Origin of the sequence: Motilibacter peucedani (assembly GCF_003634695.1) — a bacterium.
GTDB lineage: Bacteria > Actinomycetota > Actinomycetes > Motilibacterales > Motilibacteraceae > Motilibacter > Motilibacter peucedani.
This window is the reverse complement of record NZ_RBWV01000010.1, coordinates 472,916-492,941: the sequence shown is the minus strand read 5'-3', so window position 1 is coordinate 492,941 and position 20,026 is coordinate 472,916. Positions and strand designations below refer to the sequence as shown.

The 20,026-nt window shown below is 73.7% G+C and carries 15 protein-coding genes; 4 read left to right on the top strand and 11 right to left on the bottom strand.

All coding sequences use genetic code 11. The features are described from left to right. Nucleotides 1–4 precede the first annotated feature (4 nt). The 9 genes from CLV35_RS07110 to CLV35_RS07070 all read right to left on the bottom strand — a co-directional run bounded on the left by CLV35_RS07110 (nucleotide 5) and on the right by CLV35_RS07070 (nucleotide 12,118). Entirely contained in the window at nucleotides 5–847 is an 843-nt protein-coding gene (locus tag CLV35_RS07110) for a shikimate dehydrogenase (protein ID WP_121192747.1), read from the bottom strand. Continuing rightward, nucleotides 847–1,974, bottom strand: a complete 1,128-nt coding sequence (mltG, locus tag CLV35_RS07105) for an endolytic transglycosylase MltG (protein WP_121192746.1) — start codon at nucleotides 1,972–1,974, stop codon at nucleotides 847–849. Before mltG ends, CLV35_RS07110 begins: the two co-directional genes overlap by 1 nt. Then, nucleotides 1,971–2,420 (bottom strand): Holliday junction resolvase RuvX, encoded by a 450-nt coding sequence (gene ruvX, locus CLV35_RS07100; protein ID WP_231121569.1) that lies wholly within the window; start codon nucleotides 2,418–2,420, stop codon nucleotides 1,971–1,973. Before ruvX ends, mltG begins: the two co-directional genes overlap by 4 nt. A 20-nt stretch (nucleotides 2,421–2,440) precedes the next feature. Then, nucleotides 2,441–5,119 (bottom strand): alanine--tRNA ligase, encoded by a 2,679-nt coding sequence (gene alaS / locus CLV35_RS07095; RefSeq protein WP_121192745.1) that lies wholly within the window; start codon nucleotides 5,117–5,119, stop codon nucleotides 2,441–2,443. 62 nt (nucleotides 5,120–5,181) lie between these two features. Further along, entirely contained in the window at nucleotides 5,182–6,567 is a 1,386-nt protein-coding gene (locus CLV35_RS07090; RefSeq protein ID WP_121192744.1) for a replication-associated recombination protein A, read from the bottom strand. 55 nt (nucleotides 6,568–6,622) lie between these two features. Further along, nucleotides 6,623–8,242, bottom strand: coding sequence for an EAL domain-containing protein (locus CLV35_RS07085; protein ID WP_147431903.1), 1,620 nt, complete (start codon nucleotides 8,240–8,242; stop codon nucleotides 6,623–6,625). 125 nt (nucleotides 8,243–8,367) lie between these two features. Further along, a complete protein-coding gene (gene aspS / locus CLV35_RS07080; RefSeq protein WP_121192742.1) occupies nucleotides 8,368–10,134 on the bottom strand; it encodes an aspartate--tRNA ligase in 1,767 nt (588 codons plus the stop codon). After that, the gene (gene hisS, locus CLV35_RS07075; protein ID WP_121192741.1) at nucleotides 10,131–11,438 is read right to left on the bottom strand and encodes a histidine--tRNA ligase; all 1,308 of its coding nucleotides are present in this window, start codon (nucleotides 11,436–11,438) and stop codon (nucleotides 10,131–10,133) included. Before hisS ends, aspS begins: the two co-directional genes overlap by 4 nt. Further along, nucleotides 11,438–12,118, bottom strand: a complete 681-nt coding sequence (locus CLV35_RS07070; protein WP_121192740.1) for an MBL fold metallo-hydrolase — start codon at nucleotides 12,116–12,118, stop codon at nucleotides 11,438–11,440. The genes hisS and CLV35_RS07070 overlap by 1 nt, the downstream gene beginning before the upstream one ends. 161 nt (nucleotides 12,119–12,279) lie before the next feature. On the opposite strand from CLV35_RS07070, the gene CLV35_RS07065 reads away from it, so the two are divergent. From CLV35_RS07065 to CLV35_RS07050, 4 genes are all read left to right on the top strand, one after another. Continuing rightward, the gene (locus CLV35_RS07065) at nucleotides 12,280–13,125 is read left to right on the top strand and encodes a peptidylprolyl isomerase (protein WP_121192739.1); all 846 of its coding nucleotides are present in this window, start codon (nucleotides 12,280–12,282) and stop codon (nucleotides 13,123–13,125) included. A gap of 2 nt (nucleotides 13,126–13,127) precedes the next feature. Further along, a complete protein-coding gene (locus CLV35_RS07060) occupies nucleotides 13,128–14,357 on the top strand; it encodes a DUF349 domain-containing protein (RefSeq protein WP_121192738.1) in 1,230 nt (409 codons plus the stop codon). 76 nt (nucleotides 14,358–14,433) lie between these two features. Beyond that, nucleotides 14,434–15,327, top strand: coding sequence for an SDR family oxidoreductase (locus tag CLV35_RS07055; RefSeq protein WP_121192737.1), 894 nt, complete (start codon nucleotides 14,434–14,436; stop codon nucleotides 15,325–15,327). Next, the gene (locus CLV35_RS07050; protein ID WP_121192736.1) at nucleotides 15,324–17,111 is read left to right on the top strand and encodes a glycoside hydrolase family 15 protein; all 1,788 of its coding nucleotides are present in this window, start codon (nucleotides 15,324–15,326) and stop codon (nucleotides 17,109–17,111) included. Before CLV35_RS07055 ends, CLV35_RS07050 begins: the two co-directional genes overlap by 4 nt. Nucleotides 17,112–17,118: 7 nt before the next feature. On the opposite strand, the gene CLV35_RS07045 is transcribed toward CLV35_RS07050, so the two are convergent. After that, nucleotides 17,119–18,525, bottom strand: coding sequence for an amidase (locus CLV35_RS07045; protein WP_121192735.1), 1,407 nt, complete (start codon nucleotides 18,523–18,525; stop codon nucleotides 17,119–17,121). Continuing rightward, the gene (locus CLV35_RS07040; protein WP_183061857.1) at nucleotides 18,522–19,991 is read right to left on the bottom strand and encodes a purine-cytosine permease family protein; all 1,470 of its coding nucleotides are present in this window, start codon (nucleotides 19,989–19,991) and stop codon (nucleotides 18,522–18,524) included. Before CLV35_RS07040 ends, CLV35_RS07045 begins: the two co-directional genes overlap by 4 nt. Nucleotides 19,992–20,026: the final 35 nt, after the last annotated feature.

Sequence of the window (20,026 nt, the reverse complement as noted above, 5' to 3'; positions counted from 1 at the left end):
GCAGTCAGCCCGCGCGGGCTGCGAGCGCTGCCAGCCCCGCCGTACGCATCGGCTCGACGAGCGCGGCGGTGGAGGCCTGCGCGCCGGTCATCGCCAGCACCTGGTGCGTCGCCTGGTGCACGAGCAGGTCGAGCCCGCTCGCGACCTCTCCCCCGGCGCGCTCCCAGGCTGCCGCCAGGGCGGTCGGCCACGGGTCGTAGACGACGTCGAGGAGCACCCCCCGGACCGGCGCGCGCAGCGCCGCCGCGACGCCGTCGGCGGCACCCGCCGTCGCTGCGGCGACGACGACGTCGGCACCGCCCAGGAGGGTCGCGACCGAGGGCGGGTCCCAGGCGGCGGGGGCGGCGCGTACGCCCGCGGCCGCCGCCACAGGGGCCAGCTCGTGCGCCGACGCCGGGCGCCGGGTCACCAGCGTCACCTGGCCGGCGCCCATCGCGGCGAGCGCCGCCAGCGCCGACGCCGCGGTCGCTCCCCCGCCGAGCACGACGGCACGCTGGGGGACGCCGGCGCCCCGCTCGGCGAGCGCTGCGGCGATGCCCGCCACGTCGGTGTTGTCCCCGACCCGGCGTCCGCCGCGCAGCACCAGCGTGTTGGCCGCCCCGGTCTGGCGCACGACCTCGCTCGCCTCGTCGAGCAGCGGCAGCACGGCGCGCTTGAGCGGCATGGTGAGCGAGAGCCCCGCCCACTCGGCGCCGAGCGACGCCACGAAGCCGGGCAGCCTCGCCTCGTCGACCTCGCAGGCGTCGTAGGACCAGCCCTCGAGCCCGAGCGCCGCGTAGGCGGCGCGGTGCAGCACCGGGGAGAGCGAGTGCCGGATCGGGGACCCGAGGACCGCGGCCCGCGGCATCAGTAGTCGATGCCGTACTTGATCTTGGCGTTGACGAAGTCGCGGTTGTTGTCGAAGAACAGCGTCTTGCCGGACTTCGGGTCGATCGTCAGGAAGTAGGTCCAGTCGCCCGGCGTCGGGTTCTGCGCGGCCTTGAGCGTCGCTGCTCCGGGGTTGCTGATGGGCGTCGGCGGCAGTCCGGCGCGACGGCGCAGGTTGTAGGGGTTGTCCCGTTCCTTGTTCTCGATCACGTCGGTCGTCAGCTGCACGTCCTGGCCGAGGTCGTAGTGCAGCGCCGAGTCGAAGCCGAGGGCGATGCCCTGGTCGAGCCGGTTCTCCGCCACCCGCGCCGCCTTGCCGTAGTCGGAGGTGTTGTTGACCTCCTTCTCCAGCATGCTGGCGATGGTGATCGTGCGGTAGGGGTCCTTGCCGTCGGCGTCGAGCTTGAGCGCGGTGACCTCCTGCTTCATCCGGCCGACCATCTTCTGCAGCACCTGCAGGGCGGTCGAGTCAGGGTCGAACAGGTAGGTGGCGGGGAAGAGCAAGCCCTCGGGCTTGCCCTTGGCGTAGTCGGGCAGGCCGAGCTTCGGGCTGGCGAGGGCGGTGTCGAACTGCTTCTTGGCGATGCCGGTCTGCTTGACCAGCTTGGCCTCGATCTCGGCGACGGTCAGGCCCTCGGGGATGACGACCTTGACCTCGGCCTTGCTGCTGGGGTCGAGCAGCGCGGCGAACGCGGCGGCGCCCGACATCTGCTTGTGCAGCTTGTAGCTGCCCGGTTGGAGCTCGGAGGAGCGGTCGTCGGCGCGGGCGGCGTCGACGAAGGCCTGCACGCTCTTGGTGACGCCCTTGGCCTTCAGCGTGCGCCCGACGTCGGCGGCGGTGTTGCCCTTGGTGATCTTGATGACGACCGTCGAGCTGGTGCCCTCGCCGGCGTAGTCGTTGGTGACGCTGCCGATGCCGCCGAAGGTGCGGTGCACGGCGTACCAGGCACCGCCGCCGAGGCCGGCCAGCATGGCCACGGCGACGAGCACCGCGACGAGGTTCTTGACGCGGTCGCCCGCGCTCGGACCGTCGTAGCCCTCGGCCGGGCGCCGGCTGCGCGACGAGTCGTCGCGTCGGCTGGGGCCGACCTCTCGAGTCGTGCTCATGCCTCCACCTCGGGATCGTCGGGCGCGGGCGCCGGCCCGGCGTCCAGGGCGGCCTGCAAGAGGAACGCGGCCGCAGAAGCATCCACTCTGCCACGTCCCTGGCGCTCGGTCACGCCAGCGGCGCGCAGCCCGCGGTGCGCCGCGACGGTCGAGAGCCGCTCGTCGACCATCCGCAGGGGCACGGGTGCGACCGCCCGCGCGAGCCGCACCGCGAACGCGCGGGCCGCCTCGGCCGCCGCGCCCTCGGCGCCCGAGAGCGAGAGCGGGAGCCCGACGACCACCTCGACCGCGTCGTACTCCTGCACCAGCTCGCGCAGGCGGGCGAGGTCGGCGCCGGAGCGCCGGCTGGCCCGCGCGACCGTCTCGAGCGGCACCGCGACGGTGCCGCGCGGGTCGCTGACCGCCACGCCGATGCGTACGCTGCCGACGTCGACCCCCAGGCGCACGCCCGGGGCGGACCCGCCGCTCAGCCCGTCACCGTCGCGCCGACGGTGTGCTCGAGCGCGGCGAGCGCCTCGGCCACCTTGCTCGCGTCGGTGCCGCCGCCCTGGGCCACGTCGTCCTTGCCGCCGCCGTTGCCGCCGAGCACCTGCGCCGCCACGCGCACCAGCGCGCCGGCCTTGAGGCGCCACTCGCGCCCTCGCGCATTGACCGCGACGACGACGACCGGGCGCCCGGCGTTGACCGCGGCCACCGCGACGACGGCCGGGCGGTCGTCGCCGAGGCGTGAGCGCACGTCGAGCACCAGCTTGCGCAGGTCGTCGGCGCCCGTGCCGTCGGGGGCGCGGCTGGTGACGACCGAGACGCCGAAGACCTCGGTCGGGCTGGCGGCGAGCGAGCCCGCGGCCTGCAGGACCGCCGCCGAGCGGATCTTCTCGAGCTCCTTCTCGGCGTCGCGCAGCCGCTCGACCAGGGCCGAGATGCGCTCGGGCGCCTCCTCGGGGCGGGCCTTGACGATCTCGGAGACCTGCGCGAGCAGCACGTGCTCGCGCGAGAGGAAGTCGTAGGCGTCGGCACCGACCAGCGCCTCGATGCGCCGCACGCCCGCGCCGATCGAGGACTCGCCGAGCAGGGTCACGAGGCCGAGCTGGCCCGAGCGCTGGGCGTGGGTGCCGCCGCAGAGCTCCCGGGCCCAGTCGCCGACCGAGACCACGCGCACGGCGTCGCCGTACTTCTCGCCGAAGAGCGCCATCGCGCCGCTCGCGACCGCCTCGGACTGGGTCATGACCTCCGCGGAGACGGGGAGGTCCTCGGCGAGCAGCGCGTTGACCCGCTGCTCGACGTCGCGCAGGACGCTGGGCGGCACTGCGCCCGCGGCGCTGAAGTCGAAGCGGAAGCGGCCCGGCGCGTTCTCGGAGCCCGCCTGGGTGGCGGTCTCGCCGAGCGCCTCGCGGATCGCCTTGTGGACCATGTGGGTCGCCGTGTGGGCGCGCGAGATCGCCCGCCGGCGCTCGATGTCGACCGTCGACTGCGCGGCGATGTCGACGAGCGCCTCGCCGGCCATGACCTTGCCGCGGTGGACGATGACGCCGGGCACCGGCTGCTGCACGTCGTAGACCTCGACCTGCGCGCCGTTGGCGAGCTGGAGGTAGCCGGCGTCGGCGAGCTGGCCGCCGCCCTCGGCGTAGAAGGGCGTGCGGTCGAGCACGATCTCGACGACGTCGCCCTCGTCGGCGGAGCGGACGGACACGCCGTCGCGCAGCACGCCGCGGACGACGCCCTCGCCCACGACCTCGTCGTAGCCGGTGAAGGTGACCGCGCGACCGATGCGGTCGGCCACCTCGCGGTAGACGCTGACGTCGCCGTGGCCGGTCTTCTTGGCCTTCGCGTCGGCCCGGGCCCGCTCGCGCTGCTCCTGCATGAGGCGGCGGAAGCCCTCGGTGTCGACCGTGAGCCCCTCCTCCTCGGCCATCTCGAGGGTCAGGTCGATCGGGAAGCCGTAGGTGTCGTGCAGGCGGAACGCCTCGTGCCCGGGCAGCACGCCGGCCCCGGAGCCCTTGGTCTCGACGGCGGCGCTCTCGAAGCGCGCGGTGCCCGAGCGCAGCGTCGCGTTGAAGCTGCCCTCCTCGGCCACGGCGAGCTGCGTGATGCGCTGGCGGTCGCGCTCGAGCTCGGGGTACTGCGGCGCCATCGCGCCGATCGAGGCGTCGACCAGCTCGGCCATGCTCGTCTCGGGCGCCCCGAGCAGGCGCATGTTGCGGATGGTGCGGCGCATCATGCGGCGCAGGACGTAGCCGCGGCCCTCGTTGCCGGGCGCGACGCCGTCGCCGATGAGCATGACCGCGGTACGCGCGTGGTCGGCGACCACGCGCAGCGCGACGTCGGTGCGGGTGTCGGAGCCGTACTTCTTGCCGGCGAGCTCGGCCGCGCGGTCGAGCACCTGCCAGGTCGTGTCGATCTCGTAGAGGTTGTCGACGCCCTGGAGCAGCGTGGCCATGCGCTCGAGGCCCATGCCGGTGTCGACGTTGCGCGCCGGCAGCTCGCCGCGGACGTCGAAGTCGACCTTCGAGCGCACCGAGCTGAGCTCGTACTGCATGAAGACGAGGTTCCAGACCTCGAGGTAGCGCTCCTCGTCGGCCTCGGGACCGCCCTCGCGGCCGTGCTCGGGGCCGCGGTCGAAGTAGATCTCCGAGCAGGGGCCGCCGGGGCCGGGCACGCCCATGTGCCAGTAGTTGTCCTTGGGGCCGCGGCGCTGGATGCGCTCGGGCGAGACGCCGACGGTCTTCTGCCACAGGTCGGCCGACTCGTCGTCCTCGTGGAGCACCGTGACCCACAGCCGGTCCTCGGGGAACCCGAAGCCGCCCTCGGACTGGGAGCGCGTCAGCAGCTCCCAGGCCATGGGGATGGCCTGCTCCTTGAAGTAGTCGCCGAAGGAGAAGTTGCCGCACATCTGGAAGAACGAGGCGTGCCGGGTGGTCTTGCCGACCTCGTCGATGTCGAGGGTGCGCACGCACTTCTGGATGCTGGTCGCACGCGGGTAGGGCGGCGCCTGCTCGCCGAGGAAGAACGGCTTGAACGGCACCATGCCGGCGTTGACGAGCAGCAGCGTGGGGTCGTCGGCGATGAGGGAGGCCGAGGGGACCACGGTGTGGCCGCGCTCCTCGAAGAACCTCAGCCAGCGGCGCGCGATCTCGGCGGACTCCACGTGCGACAACCCCTCAGACGGCGGGCCCGGCCGGCCGCCGGGTCGTGCCCGACCCTACCCGGTCAGCCCTCGTCGCCGGCGCTCGCTGCGGGCTCGCTGGGGACGGCCGGCGGCAGCCCGCGCACGACGCGGCGCAGCCGGTCGAGCCGCTCCCCGAGCGCCCGCTCCGCGCCGGTGGTGCCGGGCCGGTAGTAGTCGCGGCCCACGAGCGGGTCCGGGGGGTACTGCTGCTCGACGACGCCGTGCGGGAAGTCGTGGGCGTAGCGGTAGCCCGACCCGTGCTCGAGCCGGGAGGCACCCGCGTAGTGCGCGTCGCGCAGGTGCGGCGGCACCGGGCCGGCGAGGCCCTTGCGCACGTCGGCCAGCGCGGCGTCGACGGCCACCACGACGGCGTTGGACTTCGGGGCCGTCGCGATCGCGATCACCGCCTGGGCGAGCGGGATGCGCGCCTCGGGCATGCCGAGCAGCTGCACCGCGTCGGCCGCCGCGGCGGCGGTGAGCATGACGGTGGGGTCGGCCATGCCGACGTCCTCGCTGGCGTGCACGACGATGCGCCGGGCGATGAAGCGGGGGTCCTCCCCCGCCTCGATCATCCGGGCGAGGTAGTGCAGGGCGGCGTCGACGTCGGAGCCGCGCATCGACTTGATGAACGCGCTGGTGACGTCGTAGTGCTGGTCGCCCGCCTTGTCGTAGCGCACGGCCGCCTTGTCGACCGCGCGGCTCAGCGTCGCGACGTCGATGACGGGCCGGCCGCCGGCCCGCCGCGCGCCGTCGGTGACCGAGGCGGCCGCCGCCTCCAGGGCGGTCAGCGCGCGCCGGGCGTCGCCGCCGGCGATCCGCAGCAGGTGCTCCTCGGCCTCCTCGTCGAGCGACACCGAGCCGCCGAGCCCGCGCTCGTCGTCGACCGCGCGGCGCACCAGCGTGCGCACGTCGTCCTCGCCCAGAGGCTGCAGCGTCAGCAGGAGGCTGCGCGAGAGCAACGGGCTCACCACGCTGAAGTAGGGGTTCTCGGTCGTCGCGGCCACGAGCACGACCCAGCGGTTCTCGACGCTCGGCAGCAGCGCGTCCTGCTGGGTGCGCGAGAAGCGGTGCACCTCGTCGACGAACAGCACGGTCTCCTGGCCGCTCGAGCCGAGACGCCGGCGCGCGTCCTCGACGACGGCCCGCACCTCCTTGACCCCCGCCATGACCGCGGAGAGCTCCACGAAGTGGCGCCCGCCGGCCTGGGCGACGAGCGTGGCCAGGGTGGTCTTGCCGGTGCCGGGCGGCCCCCACAGGATCAGGCTCGACGGCGCCTGACCGCCCTCGGCCAGCCGCCGCAGCGGCGTGCCCGGCCCCACCAGCGCCTGCTGGCCGACGACCTCGTCGAGCGAGCGCGGCCGCATGCGCACCGCCAGCGGGGCGTTGGCGCGCGCGACGTCCTCGCCGGCGCTGCTGAAGAGGTCCATGCCGCTCACGGCAGCGACCGTATCCCGGCGCGCCGACAGCCCCGGACCGAGCGCCTCAGGGCCGGCGGACCAGCCGTCGGGCCGCGTCGGTGTCGGGCAGGGTCACGACGAGCGCCTCGGGCGCCGGGCGGGGGCGCCCGAGCAGGTAGCCCTGGCCGAGGCGCACACCCAGCGCCGTGAGCACCTCGAGCTCGGCGCGGGTCTCGATGCCCTCGGCGATGACGGTCGAGCCGATGGTGCTGACGAAGCCGATCAGCGAGGCGACCAGCGCCCGGCGCACCGGGTCGGTGTCGATGCCGGCGATCAGGCTCATGTCCAGCTTGACGATGTGGGGGCGCAGCCGGACGACGTGGCGGAAGCTCGAGAACCCCGCGCCCGCGTCGTCGACGGCGACGCGCACACCGGCGTCGCGCAGCCGGGTGAGCGCGTCGACGAGCGCGTCGTACTCGGCCACCTCGGCGTGCTCGGTCAGCTCGAGGACGATGCGGCGCCGGTCGTGGCCGCGCAGCACCGCGGCCAGCTCGGGGCTCGCCGCCGTGGCGGGCGAGACGTTGAGCGCCAGCCACGCGGTGCCCGGCAGCTCGGGCAGCAGGTCGAGCGCGCGGCGCACCGCCAGGAGCTCCGCCTCGCGGCTGACCCCGGCGGCTGCGGCGTCGGCGAAGAACTGCGCCGGTGAGCTCGCGGGCCCGCTGATGCGCGAGAGGGCCTCGACGCCGGTGACCCCGCCCGTGCGCAGGTCGACGACCGCCTGGAGCACGACCTCGAGCTCGCGACCGGAAAGCAGGTCGGCGACCGCATCGTCGGACCGGCGCAGGGGCCGCTCACCGGCGGGCTGGTCGGCGAGCTCGTCGACGTCCTGGAGCAGCACCGCGTCGCCCGACCCTGCCCGCCGGACCTCGTTCTCCAGGCCCACGGCGAGCCCCTCGGTGAAGCCTTCGAGCTGGTGCAGCAGGCGCGTCGACCCGATGACCAGGCCGACGAGCAGGACCACGCCGGTGGTGGCCTGCATCGCGGCCGCGGTCCACCACGCTGCGTCGTAGAGGCGCAGGGAGACTGCGCGCGTGACGACCGAGACCAGCGCCACCACCAGGCTGACCAGCGGCCAGCGCAGCGTCCAGTCGACCGCCACCTGGCTGCCGACCACCGTCCAGAAGCGCCACACGGCCACGACCATGAGCACCGTCCCGGCGACCCACAGCAGCCGCAGCAGAGCGTCCATGTGCCCGCTCGCGGAGTACGCCGTCACCAGCCCGTTGCGGCTGGCGAGCAGCAGCGCGCCCAGGCCGACCACGCCGGCGACGGCGAGCGCGCGCGGGAGCGCCCGGAAGGGTGCCGAGCGGCCTGCCAGCAGCGTGCCGCCGGCCAGCGCGTACGCGGTGAGCACGCTGCTCAGCGCCTGGCCGCCCGTCGGGATCGGGAAGCGTTCGCTGCCGCCGGTCGAGGAGAAGGTGCGGACCGCCAGGAGCAGCCCGTCAGCGAGGTAGACGGCGGCCAGCCAGCCCAGCCGGCCGCTGTCGACGACCGCGGCCCGCCACCACAGCAGGCCACCCGAGACCAGCGAGCCCAGCACCGCGAAGGTGAACAGCACCGTCGCGAGCGGGCCGTCGGGGTGCGGCCGGTCGACGCGGAACGCGACGAGCAGGGCCACCGCCGTCGCCACGATCGTGCCGAGCACGGCGACGGCCCCGGTGAGCAGCTCCGAGCGCGCGCGTGACGCGTAAGCCGGACCTGCTCCACCCCACGCCGCCACCACCCGCCCTTCGCCTGGTCTCGTCTCCGTCGTCTCGACCTCTTCGGCTCCTACCCGCGCGCGGCTGCAGCCTCACCCCCGGGCACGGCGTCGATGCCGGCCTCCTTGCGCTGCTGCGGCGTGATGGGAGTGGGCGCGCTCGTGAGCGGGTCGTAGCCGGCTCCGGTCTTGGGGAAGGCGATGACCTCGCGCAGCGACTCGGCCCCGGCGAGCAGCATGGCGATGCGGTCCCAGCCGAAGGCGATGCCGCCGTGCGGCGGCGGGCCGAAGGCGAAGGCCTGCAGCAGGAAGCCGAACTTGTCGTCGGCCTCCTCGCTCGAGATGCCCAGCAGGTCGAAGACCCGGCGCTGGACGTCGCCGCGGTGGATGCGGATCGAGCCGCCGCCGATCTCGTTGCCGTTGCAGACGATGTCGTAGGCGTAGGCGAGCGCCTGGTCGGGCGCGTCCTCGAACCGGTCGAGCCACTCGGCGTTGGGCGAGGTGAACGGGTGGTGCACCGCGGTCCACCCGCCTTCGTCGGTCTTCTCGAACATCGGCGCGTCGACGACCCACAGGAACTTCCAGGTCTGGTCCTCGGGCGCCAGCGAGTCGTCGACGAGCCCGCCGCGGCGCGCGATCTCGAGGCGCGCGGCGCCCAGCAGGGCCAGCGCGTCGGGGCGCGCACCGGCGCCGAAGAAGGCGCAGTCGCCCGGCTCCGCGCCGACGGCCTCGCGCAGGCCGTCGCGCTCGCTCTCCGAGAGGTTCTTGGCCACCGGGCCGCCGAGCTCGCCGTCGGGGCCGAAGGTGACGTAGGCCAGGCCCCGCGCGCCGCGCTGCTTGGCCCACTCCTGCCACGCGTCGAAGGTCTTGCGGGGCTGCGAGCCGCCGCCCGGCATCACGACCGCGCCGACGTGCTCGGCCTGGAAGACCCGGAACGGCGTCTCGGCGAAGTAGGAGGTGAGGTCGACCAGCTCGAGCCCGAAGCGCAGGTCGGGCTTGTCGGTGCCGTAGCGGGTCATGGCGTCGGCGTAGGTCATGTGCGGGATGTCGCCGAGCTCGACGCCGAGCGTGCCCTTCCACAGCGCACGGACGATCGCCTCGCCCAGCTCGAGGACGTCGTCCTGCTCGACGAAGCTCATCTCGATGTCGAGCTGGGTGAACTCCGGCTGCCGGTCGGCGCGGAAGTCCTCGTCGCGGTAGCACCGCGCGATCTGGTAGTAGCGCTCGAGCCCGCCGACCATGAGCAACTGCTTGAACAGCTGCGGCGACTGCGGCAGGGCGTACCAGCTGCCGGGCTGCAGGCGTACGGGCACCAGGAAGTCGCGCGCACCCTCGGGCGTCGAGCGGGTGAGCGTCGGGGTCTCGACCTCGACGAAGCGGCGCTCGGCGAGCAGCTCGCGGGCGAGCCGGCTCATCTCGCTGCGCAGCCGCAGGGCGTGGGCAGGGCCCTTGCGGCGCAGGTCGAGGTAGCGGTAGCGCAGCCGGGTCTCGTCGTTGACGTTGAGCTGGTCGTCGAGCTGGAACGGCAGCGGCGCCGCGGCGGAGAGCACCTCGAGCGAGCTGGTGACCACCTCGACGGCGCCGGTCGGCAGGTCGGGGTTCTCGTTGCCGCCGGGGCGCAGGCGCACCTCGCCGACGACCTTGACGCAGTACTCGGCGCGCAGGTCGTGGGCGACCTCGGACTCGCGCACGACGACCTGCACGATGCCCGAGGCGTCGCGCAGGTCGAGGAACGCGACGCCGCCGTGGTCGCGCCGGCGGGCGACCCAGCCGGCCAGCGTGACGGTGGTGCCGGCGTGCTCGGCGCGGAGCGTGCCTGCCTCGTGGGTGCGGATCACTGGGTGCCTTCCTCGGTGGTGCGGGGTGCGGTGCTGCTGCTGGGGCGCGAGAGCGCGTCGCGTACGCGTTCGGCGAGCTCGTCGAGCGCGACCGCGGTCTGGTCGCCGGTGCCGAGGTCCTTGACCTGCGCCTCCCCGGCGGCGAGGTCGCGCTCGCCCAGCACGACGGCGAGCCGGGCGCCGCTGCGGTCGGCGGCCTTCATGGCGCCCTTCAGGCCGCGGTCGCCGTAGGCGAGGTCGACGCGGACGCCGGCGGCGCGCAGGCGCCCGGCGAGCACGACGGCGGTGCGCTTGGCCTCGGCGCCGAGCGGCACGACGAAGGCGTCGACGCGCGCCTCGTCGCCGACGGCGAGCCCCTCGGCCTGGCAGGCCAGCAGGGCGCGGTCCACCCCGAGCCCGAAGCCGATGCCCGAGAGCGGCTGGCCGCCGAGCTCCTGCATCAGCCCGTCGTAGCGCCCGCCGCCGCCGATGCCCGACTGCGAGCCGAGACCGGGGTGGACGAACTCGAAGGTCGTGCGGGTGTAGTAGTCGAGCCCGCGGACCATGCGGGGGTTGACGACGTAGGCGACGCCGAGAGCGTCGAGGTGGGCCCGCACCTGCGCGAAGTGCGCGGCGCAGTCGTCGCACAGGGCGTCGAGCATGATCGGGGCGTCGGCCACCAGCGCCTGCACCTCGGGGCGCTTGTCGTCGAGGACGCGCAGCGGGTTGGCCTCGGCGCGCGCCCGGGTCGCCTCGTCGAGCGGCAGCCCGCGCAGGAAGCCGAGCAGCGCCTCGCGGTAGGCCGGGCGGCAGCGCGCGTCGCCGAGGCTGGTGAGCTCGAGCCGGTAGCCGGTCAGCCCCAGCGAGCGGAAGGCCTCGTCGCCGATGGCCACGACCTCGGCGTCCAGTGCGGGGTCGTCGCTGCCGACGGCCTCGACACCGACCTGGGAGAACTGGCGGTAGCGCCCGGCCTGCGGGCGCTCGGCGCGGAAGAACGGGCCGGCGTAGCGCAGCTTGACCGGCAGCTGGCCGCGGTCGAGCCCGTGCTCGATGACCGCGCGGATGACGCCCGCGGTGCCCTCGGGCCGCAGGCTGATCGAGCGGCCGCCGCGGTCGTCGAAGGTGTACATCTCCTTGCTGACGACGTCTGTGGACTCGCCGACGCCGCGCACGAACAGCGCGGTGTCCTCGAAGACGGGCAGCTCGACGTAGCCGTAGCCGGCGCGACGGGCCGGCTCGGCCAGCGCCTCGCGGACCGCCAGCCACGTGCTGGAGGCGGGCGGGACGTACTCCGCCACGCCCTTGGGGGCTTGCAGGGTGGACATCAGGCTGGGTGCTCCTGGAGCTCTCGCAGGTAGGGGTTGGTGCGGCGCTCGTCGCCGATGCTCGTGGTGGGGCCGTGGCCCGGCAGCACGAGCGTCTCGTCGGGCAGGCTCAGCACCCGATGTCGCAGGGTGAGGGACATCTGCTCGCCGCTGCCACCGGCCAGGTCCGTGCGCCCGATGGAGCCCTTGAAGAGGACGTCACCGGTCAGAGTGAGCGGCTCGCCGGCCTCGCTGGTGGCCGAGAAGAGCACGGAGCCCGGTGTGTGGCCCGGCGCGGACGTGACGGTCAGGCGCAGGCCGGCCAGCTCCAGGACCCCGCCGTCCTCGAGCGGGCGCACGTCGTCGGGCTCGGACCACTCGAGCCCTGCGGCGCGGAAGGCCTCGAGGGTGCCGGCGCTGATGGACCCGAACGGGTCCTCGAGCAGGTAGGTGTCGGCCGGGTCGAGGTAGGCGGGGATGCCGCGCGCCCCGCAGACCGGGCGTACCGAGAACGTGTGGTCGACGTGGCCGTGGGTCAGCAGCACGGCGGCCGGGCGCAGCCGGTGCTCGGCCAGCACGTCCTCGAGCCCGGGCACGACCCCGACGCCCGGGTCGACCACGAGGCACTGCTCGCCCGGCGCGGGGGCCAGGACCCAGCAGTTGGTGCCGAAGGCCGCGGCCGGGAGACCGGCGACGAGCACGCGAGCCTCCGGCGGTGTGTGCGGGCGAGAGAGGATCAGACGGGGTGGAGTCCTGACCTGGGCGCCGACGAGCCTACCGGCCCTGCCTAGACTGTCCGGGCCCGTGGGGTCGACCCCGCGGGCCGTCGACGACGGACCTCACCCCGCGAGGAGGCCTGGCCTTGGCCGGGAGCAGCAAGAGGGAACGCCAGCTCGCCCGCGAGCGCTACGTGCGTCAGCAGCAGCGCCGCGCCCAGCAGCGGGCCCGGCGGCGCCAGCGCCAGCAGGTGCTCGGCGCGGTGGTCGCGGTCGTGGCCGTGCTGGCGGGCGTCGCCTTCATCGGCTTCCTCGTCCGCGACGGCGGCGACGACGACACCGGTGCGGCCGGCGCGGTCAGCAGCCCCCAGGCCAGCACCAGCACCGAGTCCTCGGCGCCGCCGGTGGCCATCCCGGTCGCGGGCTGCACCGACGCGACGGCCAAGGCGGTCGAGAAGCCCAGCTTCTCGAAGGAGCCGGCGCTCACGGTCGCCAAGACCTCCTACACCGCCACGCTCGCCACCAACTGCGGCGACGTCGTGCTGACCCTCGACGGCGCCAAGGCGCCGCGCACGGTCAACTCCTTCGCGTTCCTCGCGGGCAAGAAGTACTTCGACGGCACCGCCTGCCACCGGCTCACGACCTCGGGCATCTACGTCCTGCAGTGCGGCGACCCGAGCGCGACCGGCAGCGGCACGCCCGGCTACTCCTTCCCCGACGAGAACCTCCCGGCCAAGACGAGCACCGTCTACAAGGCCGGCACGGTGGCGATGGCCAACAGCGGCCCCGGCACCAACGGCAGCCAGTTCTTCCTGGTCTACAAGGACTCCACGCTGGGGCCCAACTACTCCGTCTTCGGCACGATCACCAAGGGCCTCGACGTCCTCACCAAGGTCGCCGGCGCCGGCAGCGACAGCTCCAACGGCGAGGGCGACGGCAAGCCGAACCAGCCGGTCGTGCTCCAGACGGTCACCGTGAAGAAGGCGGGCTAGCCATGGCCACCAGCGAGTTCGGGCGCGTCGCCGAGGACGGCACCGTCTACGTACGCGTCGGCGACGACGAGCGCGCCGTCGGCTCCTACCCCGGCGCGACGCCGGAGGAGGCGCTCGCCTACTTCTCCCGCAAGTACGACGCGCTCGCCGCCGAGGTCTCGCTGCTCGAGCAGCGCGTCCGCAAGGCCGAGGTGCCCGCCAAGGACGTCGCGAGCTCGGTCGAGCGGCTGCGCACCTCCGTGTCCACCGCCAACGCCGTCGGCGACCTCGCCGGCCTCGGCACCCGGCTCGACGCGCTGGCCGCCACGGCCGCGGAGAAGCAGGTCGAGGCCGATGCGGCCAAGGCCCAGGCCCGTGAAGCCGCTCGCGTCGACAAGGAGCGCATCGTCGCCGAGTCGGAGTCGCTCGCGACCTCGACGGCGTGGAAGGCCACCGGCGACCGCTTCCGCGCGCTGCTCGAGGAGTGGAAGAAGGCGCCGCGGCTCGACCGCCGCACCGACGACGAGCTCTGGAAGCGCTTCAGCGCCGCGCGCTCGGCGTTCGACAAGGTGCGCCGCCAGCACTTCGCGACCCTCGACGCCGAGCGCGGCGAGGCCAAGGCGCGCAAGGAGGAGCTGGTCCGGCAGGCCGAGGAGCTCTCCGGGTCCACGGAGTGGGGCCCGACCGCCGGTGCCTACCGCGACCTGATGAGCCGCTGGAAGGCGGCCGGGCGGGCCGGCCGCGACGACGAGGAGTCGCTGTGGCAGCGGTTCCGCGCGGCGCAGGACGCGTTCTTCGCAGCCCGCAACGCGGTGTTCGACGAGCGCGACTCGGACCAGAAGGTCAACCTCGAGCAGAAGGAGGCGCTGGCGGCCGAGGCCGAGGCGCTGCTGCCGATCACCGACCACAAGGCGGCGCGGCGCGCGCTGCGCGGCATCGCCGAGCGCTGGGAGTCGGTCGGGCACGTGCCCCGCGGCGACCGCGACCGCGTGGAGGGCCGGCTGCGCCGGGTCGAGGACGCCGTGCGCGACGCCGAGCAGGACGAGTGGCGGCGCACCAACCCCGAGGCGCGGGCTCGTGCCGAGGCCGCGGTGAGCATGCTGCAGCAGGCGATCTCGCAGCTCGAGACCAAGGCCGAGAAGGCGCGCGCCGCGGGCAAGGAGCGCGAGCTCGCCGACGCCGAGGCCTCGCTGGAGGCCCGCCGCTCGTGGCTGGCCGAGGCCGAGCGGGCGCTGGCTGAGTTCACCCGCTAGTCCCCCGCTGCATGCTGCGGTGCGCCGCGGGGCAGGGAGTCCTCACCGGACCCCGACCTGCCAGTGGAGCACGCCCGTGAGCGACCAGTACACCTTCCAGGACCCGACGACGCAGTACGCCCAGCCCACCTTCGAGGAGCAGACCCAGGACGGCCCTGGGCTCGCCCTGAAGATGGACCCCGAGCCCGACCACGGCGAGCAGACCTACCGCGGCACCGGCCGGCTCGAGGGGCGCAAGGCGCTGGTGACCGGCGCCGACAGCGGCATCGGGCGGGCGGTGGCGATCGCCTACGCGCGCGAGGGCGCCGACGTGGTGCTGTCCTACCTGCCCGAGGAGCAGGCCGACGCCGACGAGGTGGTCGCGCTCATCGAGGCCGCGGGCCGCAAGGCGGTCGCGCTGCCGGGCGACCTGGTCGACGAGGCCTACTGCACGTCGCTGGTGGCGCAGGCGGTCGAGGCGCTCGGCGGCCTCGACGTCGTGGTCAACGTGGGCGGCAAGCAGCAGTTCGCCGAGTCGCTCACCGACATCACGACCGAGCAGTTCGACGAGACCTACAAGACCAACGTCTACGCGATGTTCTGGATCATCAAGGCCGCGCTGCCGCACCTGCCGGCGGGCTCCTCGATCATCAACACCTCCTCCGTGCAGGCGTACTCCCCGTCGCCCACGCTGGTCGACTACGCCTCGACGAAGTCGGCGATCAACACCTTCAGCAAGGCGCTGGCACAGCAGCTCGGCCCGAAGGGCATCCGCGTCAACGTGGTCGCGCCCGGGCCGGTGTGGACCCCGCTGCAGACCGCCGGCGGCCAGCCGCCGGACAAGCTGCCGGAGTTCGGTGCGCAGACCCCGCTCGGCCGGGCCGGCCAGCCCGCCGAGCTGGCCGCGCCGTACGTCTTCCTCGCCAGCCAGGAGTCGAGCTACGTCGTCGGCGAGACCCTCTCGGTCACCGGGGGCATGCCGACCCCGTGAGCGACAGGCGACGACCGCGCCGGGTCGAGGGCTACGCGCCGGTCGGCGACTACTCCGGCATCGGCGACGGGCGCTCGGTCGCCCTGGTGGCCCTCGACGGCGCGGTCGACTGGTGGCCGCTTCCCGACCTCAACTCGCCGCCGGCGTTCGCCGCGCTGCTCGACCCCGCCGAGGGCGGCGCGGTGCTGCTGCACCCGGTGGGCGAGTTCGAGGTCGAGCGGCGCTACCTCGAGGGCACCAACGTGGTCGAGACCGTCTTCACGACGCCGAGCGGCTCGGTGCGGGTGACCGACGCCGTCTGCACCGGTGTCGCCGGCCGGCTGCCGTGGTCGGAGCTCGCCCGCCGCGTCGAGGGGCTCGACGGCGAGGTCGAGATGGCGTGGGAGGTGGCGCCCGGCACCGCGCTCGGCACGCTCTCGCCCTGGAGCGACGCCGACGGCCTGCTGCACCTCGACGACCTCACCATCGGCGTACGCACCCGCGGCGTCGGCGAGCCCGTCACCGGTCCGCGCAGCGTGTCGGGCCGCTGGACCGCGACGGCCGGCGCGACCGGCGTGCTCGCAGTCGTGGCGACCGAGCGAGAGCCGCTGCCGCTGCCGCCGCTCGAGGACGTCGAGGCGCGCATCGAGCGCACGGCCGAAGGATGGCGCGACTGGTCGCGCACCCTGCACTGGGACGGCCCGTGGGAGGCCGACGTACGCCGCAGCGCCCTCGCGCTCAAGCTGCTGGTCTACGCACCCAGCGGCGCGCTCGCCGCGGCGGCGACGACCTCGCTCCCGGAGCGGCCGGGCGGCACGAAGAACTGGGACTACCGCTACAGCTGGGTGCGCGACGCTGCCTACACCCTCGACGCCTTCGTGCGCATGGGCCTCGACGAGGAGATCCACGCCTCGCTGGCCTGGCTGCTGGCCACCGTCGACCGGCACGGCCCGCAGCTGCGCCCGTTCTACGCGCTCGACGGGAGCCTGCCCTCCGGCTCGCACACGCGCGACGTGCCGGGCTACCTCCACAGCCGGCCGGTCACCTACGGCAACGACGCCGCCGAGCAGCTGCAGCTCGGCCCCTACGGCGACCTGTTCCAGATGGTGTTCCTCTGCGTGCAGCGCGGGCACGTGCTCGACCTGCGCACGCGCCGGCGCCTCGCCGCCCTCGCCGACCGCTGCTGCGACCTCTGGCAGCGTCGGGACGCCGGCATCTGGGAGCTCCACGACGAGCAGCACTACACGCTGTCGAAGATGAGCTGCTGGCAGGCGCTCGACCGGGCATGCCGGCTCGCCGACCTCGGCCAGCTCGAGGGCGACTCGCGCCGGTGGGCGATGGAGGCCGACCGGGTGCGCGCCTGGGTCGAGGAGCACTGCTGGTCCGAGGCGCGGCAGTCCTACACCTTCTACGCCGGCAGCGACGCGCTCGACGCCGGCGTGCTGCTCGGCGCCCGCTACGGCTTCGACCGCGACGAGCGGATGCGCTCGACGGTCGAGGCGGTGCTCGACGAGCTCGGCGAGGACCCGTTCGTCTACCGCTACTCCGGCATGCGCGAGGAGGAGGCGGCGTTCCTCGCCTGCTCGTTCTGGACGGTGGAGGCGCTCGCCCTCACCGGCTCGGTCGAGCGGGCTGCCTCCCTGATGGAGCGCACGCTCGAGCGGACGCGGTCGTTCGGGCTGCTCGCCGAGATGGTCGACCCGGCGACGGGCGAGGCGGTCGGCAACACCCCGCAGGCGCTGAGCCACCTCGCGCTCGTCAACGCCGCGAGCGCCGTCCAGGAGGCGCGAGACGGCGAGGTGTGAGCCCCGCTCAGCCCGCGGACGGGACGAAGCCCTGCCAGGGCACGGCCTTCTCGACCAGAGCGGCGAAGGCGAGGGTGAGCCCGTCGGCCCAGCGCGGCCCCATCACCTGCAGGCCGACGGGCAGCCCGTCGGCCGCCAGCCCGCACGGCACCGACGTCGCGGGCAGGCCGGCGAGGTTGGCGGGCAGGGCGAGCGCGCACCAGTCGTCGAAGAAGGGGTCGACCGGGCGGCCGCCCACCTCCTGCGGCGTCTGGTGCTCGACGCCGAACGCCGTGACCGGCATCGACGGGGTCAGCACGAGGTCGTGGTGGGTGAAGAACTCCTCCCAGGCACGGGTGAAGCGGCCCTTGGCGTGGAGGGCGTCGACGTACTCCCAGCCGCTCGCGGCGGCGCCGGCCTCGATGATCTCGGCCGTCCCCGGCGTCATGACGTCGCGGAAGCGCTCGAGCAGCGGGCCTTCCGAGGAGTAGCCCTCGACCAGGGCCAGCGAGTTCCACAGCGGAGCCGGGTGCTCCGTGACGGGAGCGGCTTCCTCCAGCCGCGCGCCGAGACCCTCGAGCACCTCGAGCACCGCGATGAAGGCGTCGCGCACCTGGTCGTCGACGGGTGAGACGCCGAGGTCGGCCGACCAGGCGACGCGCAGGCCGCGGAGGTCGAGCGAGACCTCGTCGACGCGGGCGAGGTCGACCGCCTCGCTGGGCCAGGTCATGTCGTCGCCTGGCGCTGCACCCGAGAGCACCTGCAGTGCCAGGGCGGCGTCGCGCACGGAGCGCGTGAGCGGCCCGTCGACCGACAGCGTCTTCCAGCCCTTGAACCCCGGCTCCTTCGGCACCCGGCCGAAGGTCGGCTTGTGCCCGACGACGCCGCAGAACGCCGCCGGGATGCGGATCGACCCGCCGCCGTCGGTGCCGAGCGCCACGTCGGTGACGCCGGCGGCGACCGAGGCGCCCGCTCCCCCGCTCGACCCGCCCGGCGTGCGCGACAGGTCCCACGGGTTGCGGGTCAGGCCGTAGAGCGCGTTGTCGGTGTAGGCGCGGTAGCAGAACTCGGGGTTGTTCGTCTTGCCGACGACGACAGCACCGGCCTCCCGCAGGCGCGTGACCGCCACCGCGTCCTCCGGCGGCACGAAGTCGCGCAGCGCCACGGATCCGTTGGTGGCGGGCACCCCCGCCATCCAGATGTGGTCCTTGACCGAGACCGGCAACCCCAGCAGCGGCGGGTGGTCGCGACCGCTGCGTACGCGGTCGTCGGCCGCCCGCGCGTCGTCGAGCGCCTGCTCGGCGAAGACCTGGGTGAAGGCGTTGAGCTCCGGCTGGGTCTGCTCGAGGCGCTCGAGCGCGGCGGTCACCAGCTCGACCGACGAGACCCGGCCGGCGCGTACGTCTGCGGCCTTGTCCCACGCGTCGGTGCTCACGCGTGGTGGCCCTCGGGCCGCCCGTGCGCCCGCGCCGCGGCCTCGAGCTCGACGGCCTCCTCGCGCGACAGCCGCTCCTCGCCGGCGAGGTCGAGGTTCTTGCTCAGCACGTAGTAGAGGATGCCTGCGACCGGCAGGCCGACGAACAGCGAGAGGTCGGCACCGTCGAGCGCATTCGCGACCCAGCCGGAGTACTTGCTGGTGCTGAAGAACGGCAGCATCGCAGCGAAGCCGACGCAATAGGCGATGATGCCGTTCCAGCCCCAGCGACCGTAGATGCCGTCGGGGTTGAAGATCTCGGCGATGGCGTAGTGACCACGGCGGACCACGTAGTAGTCGACGAGGTTGACCGCGGTCCATGGGATGAACAGGTAGAGCACCAGGAGCAGGAAGAACTCGAAGTTCTCCTGGAACGACTCACCGCTGAGCAGCGCCGGCACGAGGCTCAGGACCGCAGTGCCCAGCACCGTGACGACGCGGATCGTCATGGTGGGCCGCACCTTCTTCAGCGAGTCGACCGCGCTGATCGCTGTGAGCGACCCGCCGTACATGTTGAGCGCGGTGACGGCGACCAGGCCGAGGGTCGAGAACAGCACCACTATCGGACCGAAGCCGTCGAAGATGTTGTTGCCGGCGCCCTTGAGCGAGCTGATCGTGTCGAACTGCTCCCCCGCCCACGCGGCCAGTGCCGAGCCGAGGCACATCAGCCAGATGGCGCCGAGCGCCGAGCCGCCGTAGGTCCAGTAGAACGTCTTGCGCACCGTGACGTCGGGCGGGAGGTATCGCGAGTAGTCGGAGACGTAGATGGCCCAGCTGATCTGGTAGCCCGCCACGACGCCGAACTGGGCGAGGAACGGAGTCCACTTGAAGCCACCCAGGTCGAACGACCCCGGCGGGTAGTTCAACGTCAGCACGCCGATCGTGAGCAGACCGAAGATGACCAGGAAGCCGAAGGCGAGGTAGCGCTCGACGCGGTGGATGAGGTCGTAGCCGACCAGCGCCACGACCGCTGCGAGCACCGTGGCGATGACGATCCACATCTTGGCCGGGCCGTGGACCGTGCTGTGCAGCCCGTCGCCGGCCAGGATGGTGTTGAAGATGTTGAACCCGGCGTACTGCAGGTAGGCGAACGCCCAGACCAGCAGCGCGCCGACGTAGCCGAACTGCGGGCGCGACTGGATCATCTGCGGCAGGCCGAGCTGCGGGCCCTGGGCACTGTGGAAGGCCATGAACAGCGTGCCGATCAGGGCACCCAGCACGATGGCGAGCAGCGACCAGATCAGGTTGCCGCCCAGCGTCACCGAGGTCACGCCTACGGCGAGCGTCGCGATCTGGGCGTTGCTCATGAACCACAGCGGTCCCTGGCTCCAGACCTTGCCGTGCCGCTCGTCGAGCGGCACGTAGTCGATGCTGCGCACCTCGACACCGCTGATCCGCGAGGCCGCCGACGTCGGGGCTGTGGACATGTGGCCGTCCCTGCTCGAGGAGGTGGGGAGCTGCA